Source organism: Oceanobacillus jordanicus, from assembly GCF_022095695.1.
Classification (GTDB): Bacteria; Bacillota; Bacilli; order Bacillales; family Amphibacillaceae; genus Oceanobacillus_B; species Oceanobacillus_B jordanicus.
Window position 1 is genome coordinate 39,521 of the sequence record NZ_JAIFZM010000017.1, and the last position, 15,040, is coordinate 54,560.

General features: G+C 36.8%; 16 protein-coding genes. 15 read left to right on the forward strand and 1 reads right to left on the reverse strand.

The genetic code is table 11. The features are described 5' to 3' along the window. Window positions 1–137: 137 nt before the first annotated feature. From K3T81_RS16405 to greA, 7 genes are all read left to right on the forward strand, one after another. Window positions 138–407, forward strand: a complete 270-nt coding sequence (locus K3T81_RS16405) for an IreB family regulatory phosphoprotein (protein ID WP_058949352.1) — start codon at window positions 138–140, stop codon at window positions 405–407. After that, on the forward strand, window positions 408–821 hold the full coding sequence (gene ruvX, locus K3T81_RS16410; RefSeq protein WP_036572377.1) for a Holliday junction resolvase RuvX: 414 nt from the start codon (window positions 408–410) through the stop codon (window positions 819–821). Window positions 822–834: 13 nt separating this feature from the next. Beyond that, a complete protein-coding gene (locus K3T81_RS16415) occupies window positions 835–1,122 on the forward strand; it encodes a DUF1292 domain-containing protein (RefSeq protein ID WP_106897016.1) in 288 nt (95 codons plus the stop codon). A gap of 316 nt (window positions 1,123–1,438) precedes the next feature. Continuing rightward, complete coding sequence (mltG, locus tag K3T81_RS16420; protein ID WP_238021070.1) at window positions 1,439–2,557, forward strand: endolytic transglycosylase MltG; 1,119 nt, start codon at window positions 1,439–1,441, stop codon at window positions 2,555–2,557. Window positions 2,558–3,043: 486 nt separating this feature from the next. Further along, complete coding sequence (locus K3T81_RS16425; RefSeq protein WP_338044670.1) at window positions 3,044–3,682, forward strand: O-methyltransferase; 639 nt, start codon at window positions 3,044–3,046, stop codon at window positions 3,680–3,682. Between the two features lie 15 nt (window positions 3,683–3,697). Further along, window positions 3,698–4,336: a uridine kinase gene (gene udk / locus K3T81_RS16430; protein ID WP_058949349.1), complete on the forward strand. Its 639-nt coding sequence runs from the start codon at window positions 3,698–3,700 to the stop codon at window positions 4,334–4,336. A 180-nt stretch (window positions 4,337–4,516) separates the two neighbouring features. Then, complete coding sequence (gene greA / locus K3T81_RS16435) at window positions 4,517–4,993, forward strand: transcription elongation factor GreA (RefSeq protein ID WP_036572387.1); 477 nt, start codon at window positions 4,517–4,519, stop codon at window positions 4,991–4,993. 58 nt (window positions 4,994–5,051) lie between these two features. On the opposite strand, the gene K3T81_RS16440 is transcribed toward greA, so the two are convergent. Further along, window positions 5,052–6,479 carry a zinc ribbon domain-containing protein gene (locus tag K3T81_RS16440; protein WP_238021071.1) on the reverse strand — a complete coding sequence of 476 codons (1,428 nt, stop codon included), beginning with the start codon at window positions 6,477–6,479 and terminating at the stop codon, window positions 5,052–5,054. A gap of 611 nt (window positions 6,480–7,090) precedes the next feature. Between K3T81_RS16440 and K3T81_RS16445 the strand changes: the two genes are divergently transcribed. From K3T81_RS16445 to K3T81_RS16480, 8 genes are read left to right on the forward strand one after another with little or no spacing between them, the layout of a single operon-like run. Beyond that, window positions 7,091–8,227, forward strand: coding sequence for an AAA family ATPase (locus K3T81_RS16445; RefSeq protein ID WP_238021072.1), 1,137 nt, complete (start codon window positions 7,091–7,093; stop codon window positions 8,225–8,227). Further along, window positions 8,205–9,449, forward strand: a complete 1,245-nt coding sequence (locus tag K3T81_RS16450) for a TadA family conjugal transfer-associated ATPase (RefSeq protein WP_231495181.1) — start codon at window positions 8,205–8,207, stop codon at window positions 9,447–9,449. The genes K3T81_RS16445 and K3T81_RS16450 overlap by 23 nt, the downstream gene beginning before the upstream one ends. Before the next feature lie 4 nt (window positions 9,450–9,453). Then, window positions 9,454–10,404: a type II secretion system F family protein gene (locus tag K3T81_RS16455; RefSeq protein ID WP_238021073.1), complete on the forward strand. Its 951-nt coding sequence runs from the start codon at window positions 9,454–9,456 to the stop codon at window positions 10,402–10,404. A gap of 5 nt (window positions 10,405–10,409) precedes the next feature. Beyond that, window positions 10,410–11,273, forward strand: a complete 864-nt coding sequence (locus tag K3T81_RS16460) for a type II secretion system F family protein (protein ID WP_238021074.1) — start codon at window positions 10,410–10,412, stop codon at window positions 11,271–11,273. A 37-nt stretch (window positions 11,274–11,310) separates the two neighbouring features. Then, complete coding sequence (locus K3T81_RS16465; protein ID WP_238021075.1) at window positions 11,311–11,511, forward strand: Flp1 family type IVb pilin; 201 nt, start codon at window positions 11,311–11,313, stop codon at window positions 11,509–11,511. A gap of 30 nt (window positions 11,512–11,541) precedes the next feature. Continuing rightward, complete coding sequence (locus K3T81_RS16470; RefSeq protein ID WP_238021076.1) at window positions 11,542–12,156, forward strand: TadE/TadG family type IV pilus assembly protein; 615 nt, start codon at window positions 11,542–11,544, stop codon at window positions 12,154–12,156. A gap of 16 nt (window positions 12,157–12,172) precedes the next feature. After that, window positions 12,173–14,356: a DUF5702 domain-containing protein gene (locus tag K3T81_RS16475; RefSeq protein WP_238021077.1), complete on the forward strand. Its 2,184-nt coding sequence runs from the start codon at window positions 12,173–12,175 to the stop codon at window positions 14,354–14,356. 22 nt (window positions 14,357–14,378) lie between these two features. Further along, the gene (locus K3T81_RS16480; protein ID WP_238021078.1) at window positions 14,379–15,035 is read left to right on the forward strand and encodes a DUF4352 domain-containing protein; all 657 of its coding nucleotides are present in this window, start codon (window positions 14,379–14,381) and stop codon (window positions 15,033–15,035) included. The last annotated feature ends 5 nt before the right edge of the window (window positions 15,036–15,040 follow it).

Consider the following 15,040-nt stretch of genomic DNA (forward strand, 5'->3'; position numbering starts at 1 on the left):
TAATGAAACACACAGACATGTTAGAATGAATTTAACGGTGACAGGTTCGGGAAAATCTGGTTACAAACTGGTTTGAGTAGAACAAATCTATTAATCAAAGCAGGAACAAAGTGTTATTCTAAGATCGAGGTGTCATGATGAGCTCAATTGATAAAACGATGAAATTTAATTTTTCGGAGGAACCTTTTGATCAGGATATAAAGGAAATCCTTTTTACCGTGCATGAAGCGCTACGTGAAAAAGGATATAATCCGATCAATCAGATTGTGGGTTATTTACTATCAGGTGATCCTGCATATATCCCGCGCTACAATGATGCAAGGAATTTGATCCGTAAAATTGAGCGGGATGAAGTCATAGAAGAGCTGGTCAAATTTTATTTAGAACAACAGCAAAGGGATAACTAAATGAAAATACTAGGACTAGATGTAGGCTCCAAAACAATCGGTGTTGCTGTAAGTGACGCGTTTGGTTGGACTGCTCAAGGGCTAACTACAATCGAATGGAACGAAGAGAGTATTACTTCTGCAGACTCAAAACTTGCAGAAATTATTGCAGAGAACGAGATTGGAAAAGCCGTCATTGGCCTTCCTAAAAATATGAACGGTTCTATTGGAGAACGTGGCGAAGCATCTCAGCGTTATGCAGAACATATCGAAAAAACCCATCACATTGATACCGTATTATGGGATGAACGTCTAACGACTGTAGCTGCTGAACGTGTTCTTTTGGAAGCAGACATGAGTAGGAAGAAAAGGAAGAAAGTTATCGATAAGATGGCTGCCGTGATGATATTGCAAGGCTTTCTAAATCAAAAATAAAGGAGTGATATAAATGGCACTAGAAGAAAAAGAGCGTATCATAATACCGGATGAAAACGGGGAAGAACATTTATTTGAGGTTTTATTTACTTTTGATGTAGACAAAACAAGTCATTCGTACATCGCTGTTACACCAGTGGAACAGTCAGAAGACGAGGAAGTTGAAGTATATGCTTTCCGTTATGAAGAGAAGTCAAAAGATGATGATGACTTATCTTTATTCCCAATCGAATCAGATGAAGAATGGGAAATGGTTGAAGAAATGCTACACACACTTGCAGATGAAGAGAACGAATCCTAAAAAATGCACAACCTGCTGGTGTCCTAATAAAGGGCACCAGCTTTTTTTGAGCACTATTATTTTTTCTCGTCTCCCTGAGCTCAAAAGAGACATACAATGATTCATTTCGCTGTAAGCAATTTCTACAATAATTCCCTCAAATGTGTCTATATCTACTAATGAAAATGGAATGGGAAGTAATATATTTTGTATGATTATGTTAATTCTCTAGGCAATAGCAATAAGAAATGTAACCCGTACCTGTCGAATTGTAGGATTATAATAGCATATAATCGTTTATTTTAGTATAATATAGCGGATGAGAGGGGGATACTTAATGTCCAAGAAGAAAAAGAATGGCAATTTTAAGGACAATCTCATTGCTCGAAGTGAAGAAGCTAAAACGGTGAGAAAGATTGTAGCAATCATTATCATTTCATTGCTTCTTATACTTATAATTGGTAGTATATCCGGCTATTTGTATGTAAAATCTGCATTAGAACCTGTGGATCCTTCTAGTGATGAAGAGGTTACCGTTGATATACCAATTGGTTCTTCAACCTCTACTATTGCTGCAATTCTTGAAGATAATGGGATTATTAAAGATGAGCGGATATTTCGTTTTTACATAAAGTTTAAAAACGAATCAGACTTTCAAGCTGGGGAGTATACATTCACACCGTCTATGTCAATTGATGAAATAATTGAATCACTCAAAGAAGGCCGAGTAATTGCGGAGCCGGTACATACTGTTACTGTTCCTGAGGGTAAAACAATTGAGGAAATTGCTGAAATATATGCCAAGGAACTATCGTTTACAAAAGAAGACTTTTTAAACGCTGTAAATGATCAGGCATACATTGAGCAACTTATTGAAGCATATCCTTCGATACTAACAGAAGACATCCTTGACCCAGAGATAAAGACACCTCTAGAAGGATATTTGTTTGCCGCAACGTATAATTTCTATGTCGATTCGCCATCTGTAGAAGCGGTGGTCGAAGAAATGTTGAATAAAACAGACTCCGTTATTGCAGAATACCGAGAGGCGATTAATGAATCCGATTTTAGCCTCCATGAGGTGTTAACCTATGCGTCATTGGTTGAAAAGGAATCTGGAAATGAGGAACAGCGCAAGAAAATCTCTGGTGTATTCATAAACCGGATGGAAGAGGGAATGAAGCTTCAAACAGACCCAACTGTTCTATACGCTCTGGGAGAACATAAAGATAAAGTACTGAATAAAGACCTAGAAATCGAATCGCCTTATAATACGTACTATGTAGACGCACTTCCTGTAGGGCCAATTGGCAATTTTGCAGAGAGCTCACTGGATGCTGCATTACATCCTGAGGATTCAGACTTTCTTTATTTTTTACATGATGGGGAAGGCGATATCTATTATGCCGAGACCTATGAAGAGCATTTGGAATATAAGGATGAACATATTAATTAAATCTAATAGAGGTTGTTCAAAAAGTCCGGTAAAAATGACACATCGAATTTCTTTGTTGGCTTGCTTTTTTGTTCCTCACGTATTAAAGGAGTTTAATGAACTTCTGTTAAAATCGTCCACGTGCTGTGGACAACACAGAAGTCACCACATCCTTTGAAAGCCCGGTACTCAAAGCTACGCCGCCTCGAACTTCGACGCACAGGACGTGTTAGTGTCGGCGATGCAACAGGACGTTGCGATCTTAGCCGACCTCGGTCCTTTATATCCTCCTTTTTGAACACGCACTAATAGGGAGTGTGAATGAGATGTTCACATTTCCCTTTTTTACACATTTTGAAGTCCCAAGTATAAGAAAAAACGGACACATTCGCTAAAAAGATGAGCGAATACGAGTTTTTCTAACACAGCGAGACAATATAAGTCATTATAGCAAAGTAACAAGTTTTAAGTGTAATGAGTTAGAGTTTAAGGAAAAGAGGTAGTTGCATGTATCTGAAAGAAGAAATGAACAACTATTTAATTGACCTGTTACCAGCGAAGGAAGCATGGATAGAAGAGATGGAAGCGGAGGCGATTACTGACCACGTTCCAATTATGGATAAAGTCAGTATGCATTTCGTAACGCAATTAATTCGCATGTATCAACCAAAAAGAATATTAGAGGTTGGTACGGCTATTGGATACTCTGCATTACGTATGTTACAAGCAAACCCAGAAGCAAGCATTGTTACGATCGAACGTGATGAGGAAAGATATAAACAGGCTTTAGAGAGAATCCGTCAGCTAGGAAAAGAGAATAATATCTCTGTTATTCTTGGTGATGCCTTGGAAGAAATCCCTAAATTGGATGGGAAGTTTGATTTAGTATTTATCGATGCAGCAAAAGGACAATATAAACGATTTTTCGAGCTAGCTAGCCCAATGTTGTCTACGGGTGGCGTTATTCTTTCAGATAATGTATTATTCAAAGGGTATGTCGCTGAGCCTGAGATGGCAACTGGTCGATATAAAAAAATGGTGGGTAAAATTATTGATTACAACGAATGGCTAATGCAGCACCCACATTTCACAACGTCTATTGTTCCGATAGGTGATGGGGTAGCAATTAGTGTACGAAAGCCCTGAAAGGAGTAACAAAGAATGCAAGATAGACCAGTAGTAATTGGTGTAGCAGGGGGAAGTGGTAGTGGAAAAACTTCTGTTACTAGATCTATATCCCAGCGCTTTACCGATAAAACGGTGCTCGTTATTGAGCAAGATTATTACTATAAGGACCAAAGTGATCTACCACTAGAGGAGCGGTTAAACACAAACTATGACCATCCTTTAGCGTTTGATAATGACTTATTAATTGAACATTTACACGAGTTATTAAGAAATAAACCAATAGAAAAGCCTGTTTATGATTACAAGCTACACACACGTTCAAGTGATGTAATTCCTGTAGAGCCTAAAGAAGTTATCATCCTGGAGGGAATCTTAATTCTTGAGGACCCTAGACTGGTTGATTTGATGGATATAAAGGTATTTGTTGATACGGATGCCGATTTACGAATTATTCGTAGACTATTAAGGGATATTAAGGAGCGCGGTAGAACACTTGATTCCGTGATTGATCAATATATCCAAAATGTCCGTCCATCTCACCTGCAATTTATTGAGCCAACGAAGCGTTATGCCGACATTATTATTCCAGAGGGTGGGCAGAACCATGTTGCAATAGATCTTATGGCAACAAAAATTGAAAATATATTAGAAAAAAACAAGCAACTTAAGTAAAATTTTATACACTCAGAAAGACAAACTAAGGAAAATTTTAGAAAATAATAAGAAAAGTATTGAAAATATAAATAAAATCTGCCATAGTATTGTTTAGTATATTTTTACTTATCATGAGAATTATTCTCAATTGATATAGCTAATCATTTCCAAGGAAGTCAGAAAAGGAGTGTTTTTTTAATGGCAATAGAGAAAAGCTTTTATATGACACAAGAGGGGAAAGAAAAGTTAGAACAGGAATTACATCATTTAAAAACAGAGCGTAGACAAGAGGTTGTGGAACGGATTAAAGTTGCTCGTGACTTTGGTGATCTTTCTGAGAACTCCGAGTACGATGCAGCAAAAGACGACCAAGCCTTTGTTGAATCTAGAATTGCTCAAGTTGAAAAAATGATACGCAATGCTGTTATTATAGAAAATGATAACGATAACCCAGACATTGTTTCACTAGGTAAATCTGTAACGTTTCAAGAACTACCAGATGGTGATGAAGAAACGTATACTATTGTAGGTAGTGCAGAAGCCGATCCGTTTGAAGGGAAGATCTCGAACGATTCTCCGATGGCGAAAAGTCTTTTAGGACATGAAATAGGTACAGAAGTTTCAGTTGCAACACCTGGTGGAGACATTCAGGTTAAAATTACAAAAGTAGAATAGAGAAAAAGCGGGGTGCGTCCCCGCTTTTTTTATGTTTAACAATTATAAATTTATTTAACTATAAATCGAATGCTTTTTCGAAACTTGAAGTAATTATAAAATACTCGTTTTCATAAGTATCCAGTTTCCATTGCTCCGCATCCTCATCGTAAACTAACTCTAATTCTCTACTACGCGTATATTCATCTTTCTCCCAGTCAGCTAGTAACCACCCAAGGTTTTCCACTGGTTCATAAAAAATATAGTGGGCTCTCATTGTTATCGTGTAGGCATCTAATTCCTCGTCGAATACAGGGTTTGAGATGTTAGAGAGGTCATATTCTGCGCGTATAAGTTTACCTTGATATTTAGGATACTTTTTTGCAGTATTTGCCTGTCTCTCCTTTAGTGTATCCTTCATTTTATTGGTAACACCAGTTTTCATTATGGATACGTCCTTTTCAGCTAATGCCTGATGGTACTCCGCAATTGTAGTATTAAGTTGTTCCATTATGTTTGTTTCCATTTCAGGCGTTAACGCATTTACTGTATCAAGTCCAACATAATTACTTTCCAATGGTTCTTCCTCACTGCTTACCTCTCCCCAAGGGAAATCTTTATGGAAAGAATAAGAAACTGACCCATCTGTTGGGAATGTTCCCACAGTCTGTTCTCCCTCTTGTATTTCAATATCAGTTTTCTCCCCGTTGAGAGCTAACGTATAGCCATCTAATAAGGATTCAACAGAAATCTCGCTTATTGGTAACTTAAAAGACTCCTCTACAGTGTCCTGTCTCATTGTAAAGAGTTCTATTTCTACTTTTTCCTCTACTTGAGAATAATCATTTTTAAAGTTGGCCATTGCTTCATAGGATCCAGGCATAAACGGTCCGTATGTATCCGTAAAATCTTCTTCAGTTGATGTTCCCGCTACTTCTCCGTTTATAAGTAATTCAACATCTTTATTTGCTGTATTTAATTTAATAAATGCTGGTACGACTTGTAACTGGTAGCCATCAAATAGGAGCCATTCTTTGCCGTCTTGTCTGATATTAACGGTTCCATACATATCATCTAAGTAGGCTGTCCCATTACTTTTTTCAGGCGTGGACTTGATGAATTCTACCTGGTTATGTAGTCTACTTAAAAGCTCTTCATACGCAGTAGGGTGATCCTTTAGATAGGTTATGAATAGAGCAGTATTCTCTTCCGTGATTTCAAGAGAATCGTGTGCTGGAGTTAACAAATCAACTAACATGCCGGCATCTTCCTGTTCAACTGCCTCTTCAAACGAAGCTACAGTATTTTCTGGTGTGAATTTCCCCTTCGCAATAAAAAAGAAAACAGAAAGTACCGCAACGAGAACCAGAACGGGGACAATGATGAATAAAATCTTTTTACTTCTTCTTTTTGCCTTTACTTTTTGTTCTGTAAGATCTGCTCCACATTCAGGGCAAAATTTACTCGTATTGCTTTTTAAAGCGGCACCACAATGGTTACATTTCACTTGATAAATCCCTCCTTAAACGAATTGTAATAGTATGTAATTAATCGTAACATATTCAAGTTGATTAATTATGAACCAATTTTACTGTTTAGAAGTTTTTTATCTGGGTATATATTATTAATCTCGAAAACACCTGGCACTTTCTAAAAGGGTAATAGGTAATGCTACTACACATTTTTTATTCTACAACAGGTATTAAACTTCAATTTTTCTCCTTTTAAATATTACATTTTTGTTACAATCCCGGTTTATTTTTACTCCAAAACAAAATTAGATAAAAAGAATCAGGCATATGGTCTCCATACACTTCCATTAAATTACAATCTTGCTTTTTTGATTAATTATTCAAAATTATTAATTATTCAGTTAAAGACTGTTATTCACTTAAAAACGCTCTTAATCCAAACGTTATGTTTTGCTTTTTTATCTATTATACGCTTTCTGGCTTAATTATTGCTATTTAAGCCAGAAAATTATCTTGAATTTAAGATAATATACTAATGACAATGGGTAAATGGAACTGTTTTTGCTTATAGCTCTTAATTTCATGTGACAAATTTAGTAATATTTAGAAGTAACGAAGACGATAGTGAAATGACGGTGGTGAATGCATGAAAAAGTTACGTGTAGTCATATTGGATGATAATAAAGATTACTTGGAGTCATTATCCGCATTTATGCGGACCTCAGAAGAGACAAATCAGTTTATTGTAACGTGCTTTACGGAAGCTGCTAATTTACACACATACATACATCAAGGTCAACAGATCGATATCTTATTGATTAGTACTTCTTTATTAACAGAAAATCTTCAAGTAAATCCTGGAACAACGATTATGACGTTAGAGGATGATGAAGTTAAAGGGAAAAATGGAATGAATGCTATATATCGATATCAAAGATTAAACCAACTGATATCCTCCATGTTAGCAATTTATTATGAGCACAATGAAGTAGCTGGAAGGCTTCTGAGTAGAAGTAAGCAAACAAGGGTTATTGCATCCTATTCAACAAGTGGCGGAGCTGGTAAAACAACCGTCGCAGTAAATCTAAGTAAACAGCTTGCACTTACAGATGCAAAAGTTTTCTATCTGAATCTTGAGTTATTTAATTCAACAAGCCTGTATTTTACCTCTGCAGAAGATAGACCATCTTTGCAAATATTTTATTATGTAAAGGCAGAGACAGAGCAACTTCGCTCAAAATTAGAGGCATTAAAAAAATATGATCCCTATTCCATGGTTGATTACTTCGATTTGGAAATAAGTGCTGATGAGATGCTGGAAATGTCCGAAAAGGATGTAAGTACATTAGTGAATGGGATTGTAGAAACTGGTACTTACGATTACGTGGTAGTGGATCTTGACAGTTCATTGCATGAACGCAATATTGCTGTGTTGAAGGAAGCAGATCATGTCATCTGGACAATCGTGAACGATGTACAAAGTCAATTAAAACTTAAAAGCTTCTTTGCAGAGGAAGAGAAATTAGTAGGAAAAGAAAATCTTGTGAAAGATAAGACACATGTGCTTCTAAACAAACATATAGGAACGCCTGTGCAACATATTGAAGCTGCAGAAATGAGTATTGATGGTTATCTCCCTTACATTGAAACCTGGTCTAGTATGCAGTCAAGCTCCGAGATTTTAGGAAATGAGCTATTTAATCAGGAACTACAAGCCATTATTCAGGACAAAATCATCCCAGTAAGGGAGGGTGTCGCACTTGGAAACAGAGAAGGTAATTAAAGAACTAATTCAGCATTTACGCGAAACACTTGATTTGATGCATTCCATTAAAAATGATGAGCTACGAGAATATGTAGAAGCCGCTGTTTTTGATTATGCAAGTGAACACAAGTTGAAATCTAGTGAGATAAAGTATCTTGTAGAACGAATTTACAATGCATTTCGAGGATATGATGTTCTTCAACCATTAATAGACGATAGAAGCATTACAGAAATTATGGTCAATAACCATAAAGAAGTATTTATCGAAAAAGATGGTTCCACCTCTCAGGTAGACATACAGTTTGAGAGTGAACAAAAACTGGAGGATATAATCCAGGCAATTGTTTCTAAAGTGGATCGTGTGGTTAATGAATCTTCTCCAATTGTGGATGCAAGGCTTCATGATGGATCGAGGGTGAACGTGGTCTTACCGCCAATTGCACTAAAAGGACCGGTCATGACCATTCGTAAATTCCCAGAGAAGCCACTCATGATTGAGGATTTAATTGAGAAGAACTCTATCTCGAAGGAAGCATCCGAGTTTTTACAAAAGCTCGTTGTCTCGAAATACAATATTTTTATTGGTGGAGGTACTGGATCTGGTAAAACAACTTTTCTTAACGTACTATCCAACTTTATTCCACAAGATGAACGTATTATCACAATTGAGGATTCAGCAGAATTGCAAATCAAAAGTGTCCCAAACCTCGTAAGTTTGGAAACTAGAAATGCCAATACAGAAGGAAAGGGCGAAATTTCAATTAGAGATTTAATCAAATCTTCTCTAAGGATGCGTCCTGATCGGATAATTGTTGGGGAGGTCCGTGGTGCCGAGGCATTGGATATGCTTCAGGCCATGAATACAGGCCATGATGGCTCGCTTTCTACGGGTCATGCGAACTCAACGAAAGATATGCTCAGCAGACTGGAAACAATGGTGTTAAGTGGTGCGTCTTTACCAGTAGAAGTAATTCGCCAGCAAATCAGCTCTTCCATCGATATTATGGTTCACCTCATGCGACTTAGGGACAATACGAGGAAAGTTGTTGCCATAAGTGAAGTGATTGGGGTAGAAAACGGTGAGGTCCTTCTCAACCCGCTTTATGAATTTGTTGAAGAAGGAGAAACAGATACAGGAAAAGTGATTGGTGAATTGCGGGCAACAGGTAATGACCTTCTGAATGAAACAAAAGCACAGTTGGCTGGAATTTCTGTTAATCAGGAAAGGCTGAGTGGGTGAACACATGACAGATGTTATACTAATTATCCTTTTGCTTAGCTTAGTCGGAGCCTATTTTTATACTGTTAGAAGGCGAAAAAAGCAGGAAGCAGCTATTCCGCTAGACAGTAAGCTAGCTGACAAAAAAAACAAGGAATTAGAACTGCTTAAAAAGAAGCATTTCATGGAAAAACATAACGAAAAGCAGAACAAAGAAGTAGAAGGCCATCTGGTTAATTACGCTGTTTATCGGCTTTCAGTAAAGGAATTTGTGTTTTACGCTGTTATAGCAGGAGCTTTTTTTTCCTTCGTAGGATACCTTTTTTATGAAAGTATAATTGCTACTATCATAATGGGAGCGTTAGGTCTGCTCTATCCTAAAGTCCAACGGAAAACCTTATTAAACAAGCGTAAAGAAAAGCTAAAAGTACAGTTCAAAGAAGCCATTGCCTCCTTGTCTTCTTCCTTAGCAGCGGGAAGATCCATCGAGAATAGCTTTCGTGAAGTGGTCGCCGATCTGTATTTGCTCTACCCAGATCCTAATACATTAATCATTCGGGAGTTTGAAATTATTAACCGAAGGATCGAAAACGGTGAAACGATTGAAAATGCATTGCTTGATTTTAGTAATCGTTCAGATATGGAAGATATTCAAAATTTCACTAATGTTTTTATCACATGTAAACGGACTGGTGGAAACCTTGTAGAAGTAATCAGAAGAACATCAGACATTATTAGTGAAAAAATTGATATACAACAAGAAGTTGCTGTAATGGTATCACAGAAGAAATTCGAGTCCCGAATTATGAGTGTTGCTCCTATAGGAATGATACTATTACTTAAATACAGTGCAGAAGATTACTTGGCTCCAATGTACCAATGGAGTAGCAGAGGGCCGGTATTTATGACCATCTGCCTTGGATTGCTCGTTTTCTCATACTGGTATGGACAGCGAATCATGGATATTAAGGTGTGATAAGTATGGTTATTTACGCAATAGTAACGTTCATTATAATCGGAATCTATTTTGGATTATCTTTAAAGGTCGGAAAACGCTACGATGTCGTGGTTGAAGACTTTAAGGATCAGTATCCACTAATGTTTATGGCCCCCGTTTCTTTATATTTAATTGATCACTTTAAAATTATGGAGCGGTTATATAGTCAAATTGCTAAAATCCAGCAGAAAATGATTAGTCTCTATGGCAACCGTACAGCTTTACAGCACACGAGAATGTATGTCGCGCAATTAATTTCCACATCACTTGTCTGCTTACTGGGAACCTTTCTTTTCACATTGCTTTCTGAAGGGGACACAACGATATTAATTGTTGGATTGATCTTTACTGTCATGATTCCATACGCGATGGTTGCTAAATTGGCCAGTCAGGAGAAGGAACGAAAAGAGGATATTTTGACAGAGCTTCCAGAGGTGGTAAATAAAGTTATTCTCTTAGTTAATGCAGGAGAAACGGTGCAACAGGCACTAATTCGCTGTGTTACCACAACCCAAAATCCAAACTCTCCGCTTATTAGAGAGTTGACCGAGACAGTAAATAAGATGGTAAGTAATGAGCCATTCCACCAGGTCTTAAATGACTTAAGTAAAAAGTGTGGAATACAAGAAATTTCTATTTTTACTACAACCATTCTATTAAACTATCGAAAAGGTGGAAATGATTTAATACTCGCACTTCGTGAGTTATCACACGAGCTATGGGAAAAACGGAAGAACATTTCCAAAACAAAGGGTGAGGAAGCATCATCCAAAATGGTGTTTCCCTTAATCATCATCTTTGTAGCAGTCATGATTATAGTAGGTTACCCCGCGATTACAATAATGTAATCAGGTTATATATATAAAATTTTAGGAGGAATCATAAATGAAAAAGTTTAAAAACGCTTGTAAGAAGTTTTGGAAGGATGAAGATGGTCTACAGACCTTGGAAATTATGCTGATTATCGCAGTTATTGTTGTTATCGCGTTGTTGTTTAGAAAGAGTATTATGGAGTGGGTAAAAGGTTTACTCGACTTTGGTGGTACAGAGATTGATAAATTTAAACAGGGAGGTAATGGAGAATAAAATATTATACGAAGGGCTTGAGGAGTTAGAATGTTTAAACAATCATTCTCCACTTTAAAGAAGAATGAACAGGGTAGTTTTACGATTGAAGCATCTCTTATTTTCCCTATCCTTATGATGTTGGTTATCTGCTTTATTTTCTTTAGTCTTGTTATCTATGAGAAGGCGACCTTACATTACAAAGCCAACAGTATTGCCAGTGATCTTGCCTATACTTGGAACAATAGTTCCATGGATGTAGAAACAGGAGCGTTTGGCGTGGAAGAACTTTCTACGCAGGCAAACGGGGACGGTCTTTACTGGAGGTTAACGGGGAACAATGTATTAAGCAAGTTTGGCCTTGAAGGATCGGCTGATAATAGTTTAGTAACTAAAAAGATTGATCGAATTAATGATTACAATGGGGAAATTTCCTTTAATAATGGTTTTCTGATTCGAGAGATAGAAGTTTCCTTAAAGAAATCTTTAGCCCTCCCTTCCTCTATTTCAAAACTTTTTGGTGGAAATGGAATTAGTGCGGTGGCAAAACAGCCAATTACTGAACCGACCGAGTTAATTAGAAATACTGACTTTGTAATATATGGATCTGGGAAGATCGCTGAATACGGTAGCTATATCTTTGACTTTATGGGTAAGGGCAAGTAGAAAAGGGGTAGTTGTTTTGAAGAAAGGTATAAAGAAGTTTATACACAAATTTATTATGGATGATAAAGGGGCTGTATCCATTTATCTGATTATCATCACCCTACTCCTTTTCTTATTTAACGCTGTGTTAATTGATTATGCACGTATTCTAGTAGCTGAAAGGCAGACAGAGCAAGCTGCAAAGGTAGCGCTTCGTTCTACAATGTCTTCCTATAACCAAGGATTACAGGACAAAGGCTTGTTTGCGTTTGATGGAGACCAAGGTCAATCTAGTGAACTTTTTAAGAAGGTATTTGCAAAGAATCTAGAACCAGGAGATGGAGAAGGGTTTAAGTTTGTTGATGTTCAGGCAGAAGAGGGCGAAATAACCACTGAGTTGAACCTGAATAGAAGCCTTGCAAACAAGGATGTTTTTAAGAACCAAGTCTTAGAGGAGATGAAATATAAAGCTCCTATTGAGATTGGTGAATCCATTATAGAAAGTTTCTTAGCTCTCTCAGATGACATGGAAGAAGTTTCTGTTTATACCGATGTTGTAAAAGATATTGAAGGTGACGTGGATGACAGAGAACAGAACCTAGACGATGTCGAAGCATCCCTTAAATCAGCAAAGGAAAAACTAGACTCCATTCAATCTAAAATACATTCTGAAAGTAGAACTGCATATCCGGCTGTAAACAATTTGGAGGATTTGTATTGGGGGCATTTAGAATACATAAAAGCGTATCCCAAAGACCCACCAGAGGAAGATGACGAAGAAAAAACTGATGAAGAAAAGGAAAAGGAAAAAGAAGATAAAGAAGAAGCTGATAAATATCATAAGAATGCTCTTGAATTATTAAATGACATCATCCCTATTGCCAAAGAAGCAAAAGAAGATTTAGATCAAGCTCTAGAACTATTAGGTGAGGCTAAAGAAAACAACGACAGTATAAGCCGAAAAATTAGTGAAGCAAAGGATAGCAAAGGAGATATCTATGATAACGCACAAGGCGAGAACAATAGTGATTTAGACACTGGTGGAGATCTGAGCGAAGCGACAGGCTCTTTAGATGATTATGTGCTTGATGAAGGTCTTTTTACAGATGTTGAGGACGAAATACAAAAAGGTATAGACAGTCTTAGTAAGCAATCGAGGTCAGATGCTTTAATCCCCAAATTAGAAGAAGTGAAAAGTGCAGTGCAAAATGACTTTAAAAATAGAAATAAGAATGGAATAAAGTCGGATCTAGTTAATTCAAGAACATATCATGAGACGTCCATTGAGCATATACAAAGGGCGATCGATATTCTAGAAAATGGGAGATCAGAATTCAAAGATGAGGAGCTTGAAGAAGAAAATGATCGAGCTGATGATGAATTAGGTAATCTTAAAGATCAAATGGATGAATGGATTGGTGCCTATAAGGATATTAGTGGAGAATCAGGAATATATACAAAGTTGTCGGAACGAGTACTTAAGTACGAAGGCGCAATAGAGACAAATAGTGAAAGTTTTGAATTAGAGGATAAAGACAATACCGCAGACCAAGCAATGAATTTTATCGATACATTGTTTCAAAATATCGGAGAGCAATTAATTAGTGGCCGCGATGAGCTCTATTTTAACGAATACATTCTAACTAGGTTTAGCAGCCACACCTTTCCAACTGATGGGGTCTCAGGCTACAAGTTCGAAAATAATCAAGTAGAATACATTCTATATGGTTTTGAATCTTTCGGCAAAAACTATGTGGTAGCACTTAGTGAAATATTTGCGCTAAGATTTGCGATAAACTTTGTTGATGCATTAAAGAGGCCAAAAAGTAAACTTTTCGGTCCGTATTTCTGGGTTGTATCTTTAGCAGAGGCATTTATTCAAACATCTACAGATATGAATAACTTAGTAAATAATGGACTTCCACTTGATTTGATTCCAGGAAAAAGAGGTCCAAAAATGACTTATAAAGACCATTTAAGGTTATTTTTATTTGCACATCCCGAAGGAAAAAAAACAGAGAGGGTAATGGCTGTAATTGATCAAGATACTGAAACAGACCTTACAAATGCTTCTACCTATATCACTGCTCATGCAAAAAGCTCTGTTAATTTATGGTTCTTACCTAGATTAACCAAGATGCTAGGAGAAACGGGTATACTTGAAGGGAATGTAGAAGGCAAAAAATTTATAATTGAAAAAGAAATAAATTATTCATATTAAACATAATAAGGAGTGGGGCAAAATGAAAAAGTGGTTAGTTGTTTTATTAGTAATAGTTACTTTGGTAATCAGTGCATGTAGTGACGGAGAAGATAATAAAGGTGATGAAGAGCAAAATTTGAATGAAACTATGGAAGGTAATAATACTAGTGAAGAGGAAAAGAAAGGTGAAGAAGAAACAGAAAATGATTCTTCAATAGAAGACGAAGATTCTGAAGATAGCAGTGGGCCATTCGAAACACAAACAGAAGACCAACTGGATCTAGCGATTGGCGATACTGGTAAATTTGATACAGATTTAACTACTTATGAAATAACTTTGAATGGAGCAGAGATAAAAAGCGAGGTGGACGATATAACTTCACAGTTAGACGATTTTATAATTTTAGATATAACTGTCAAAAACACTGGAGATAAATCACACACGGTTCAAGATCTACTTTACGGTCTAGAGGTCACATTTGATTTAGAATCCACTGGCTACCAAGATTATTCCGAAGATTTCCCGAGTTTAGAAAAATTGGAAGGTGAACTCTCTCCTGGGGAACAGACATCTGGTGAATTTATTACAGAAATTCCTAACGCAGAAGAATATTTTTTCCGTTTAAGGTCAGGAATAACTGGAGCCGGCTCAAGTAATGAGGTGATCTGGACTATACCTGCAGAGCAAGCTAAATAGCTGAG

Bases quoted from the DNA above. Each gene is read 5' to 3' on its own strand.
- K3T81_RS16405 (WP_058949352.1), top strand. From the start codon at position 138: ATGAGCTCAATTGATAAAACGATGAAATTTAATTTTTCGGAGGAACCT.
- ruvX (WP_036572377.1), top strand. From the start codon at position 408: ATGAAAATACTAGGACTAGATGTAGGCTCCAAAACAATCGGTGTTGCT.
- K3T81_RS16415 (WP_106897016.1), top strand. From the start codon at position 835: ATGGCACTAGAAGAAAAAGAGCGTATCATAATACCGGATGAAAACGGG.
- mltG (WP_238021070.1), top strand. From the start codon at position 1,439: ATGTCCAAGAAGAAAAAGAATGGCAATTTTAAGGACAATCTCATTGCT.
- K3T81_RS16425 (WP_338044670.1), top strand. From the start codon at position 3,044: ATGTATCTGAAAGAAGAAATGAACAACTATTTAATTGACCTGTTACCA.
- udk (WP_058949349.1), top strand. From the start codon at position 3,698: ATGCAAGATAGACCAGTAGTAATTGGTGTAGCAGGGGGAAGTGGTAGT.
- greA (WP_036572387.1), top strand. From the start codon at position 4,517: ATGGCAATAGAGAAAAGCTTTTATATGACACAAGAGGGGAAAGAAAAG.
- K3T81_RS16445 (WP_238021072.1), top strand. From the start codon at position 7,091: ATGAAAAAGTTACGTGTAGTCATATTGGATGATAATAAAGATTACTTG.
- K3T81_RS16455 (WP_238021073.1), top strand. From the start codon at position 9,454: ATGACAGATGTTATACTAATTATCCTTTTGCTTAGCTTAGTCGGAGCC.
- K3T81_RS16460 (WP_238021074.1), top strand. From the start codon at position 10,410: ATGGTTATTTACGCAATAGTAACGTTCATTATAATCGGAATCTATTTT.
- K3T81_RS16465 (WP_238021075.1), top strand. From the start codon at position 11,311: ATGAAAAAGTTTAAAAACGCTTGTAAGAAGTTTTGGAAGGATGAAGAT.
- K3T81_RS16470 (WP_238021076.1), top strand. From the start codon at position 11,542: ATGTTTAAACAATCATTCTCCACTTTAAAGAAGAATGAACAGGGTAGT.
- K3T81_RS16480 (WP_238021078.1), top strand. From the start codon at position 14,379: ATGAAAAAGTGGTTAGTTGTTTTATTAGTAATAGTTACTTTGGTAATC.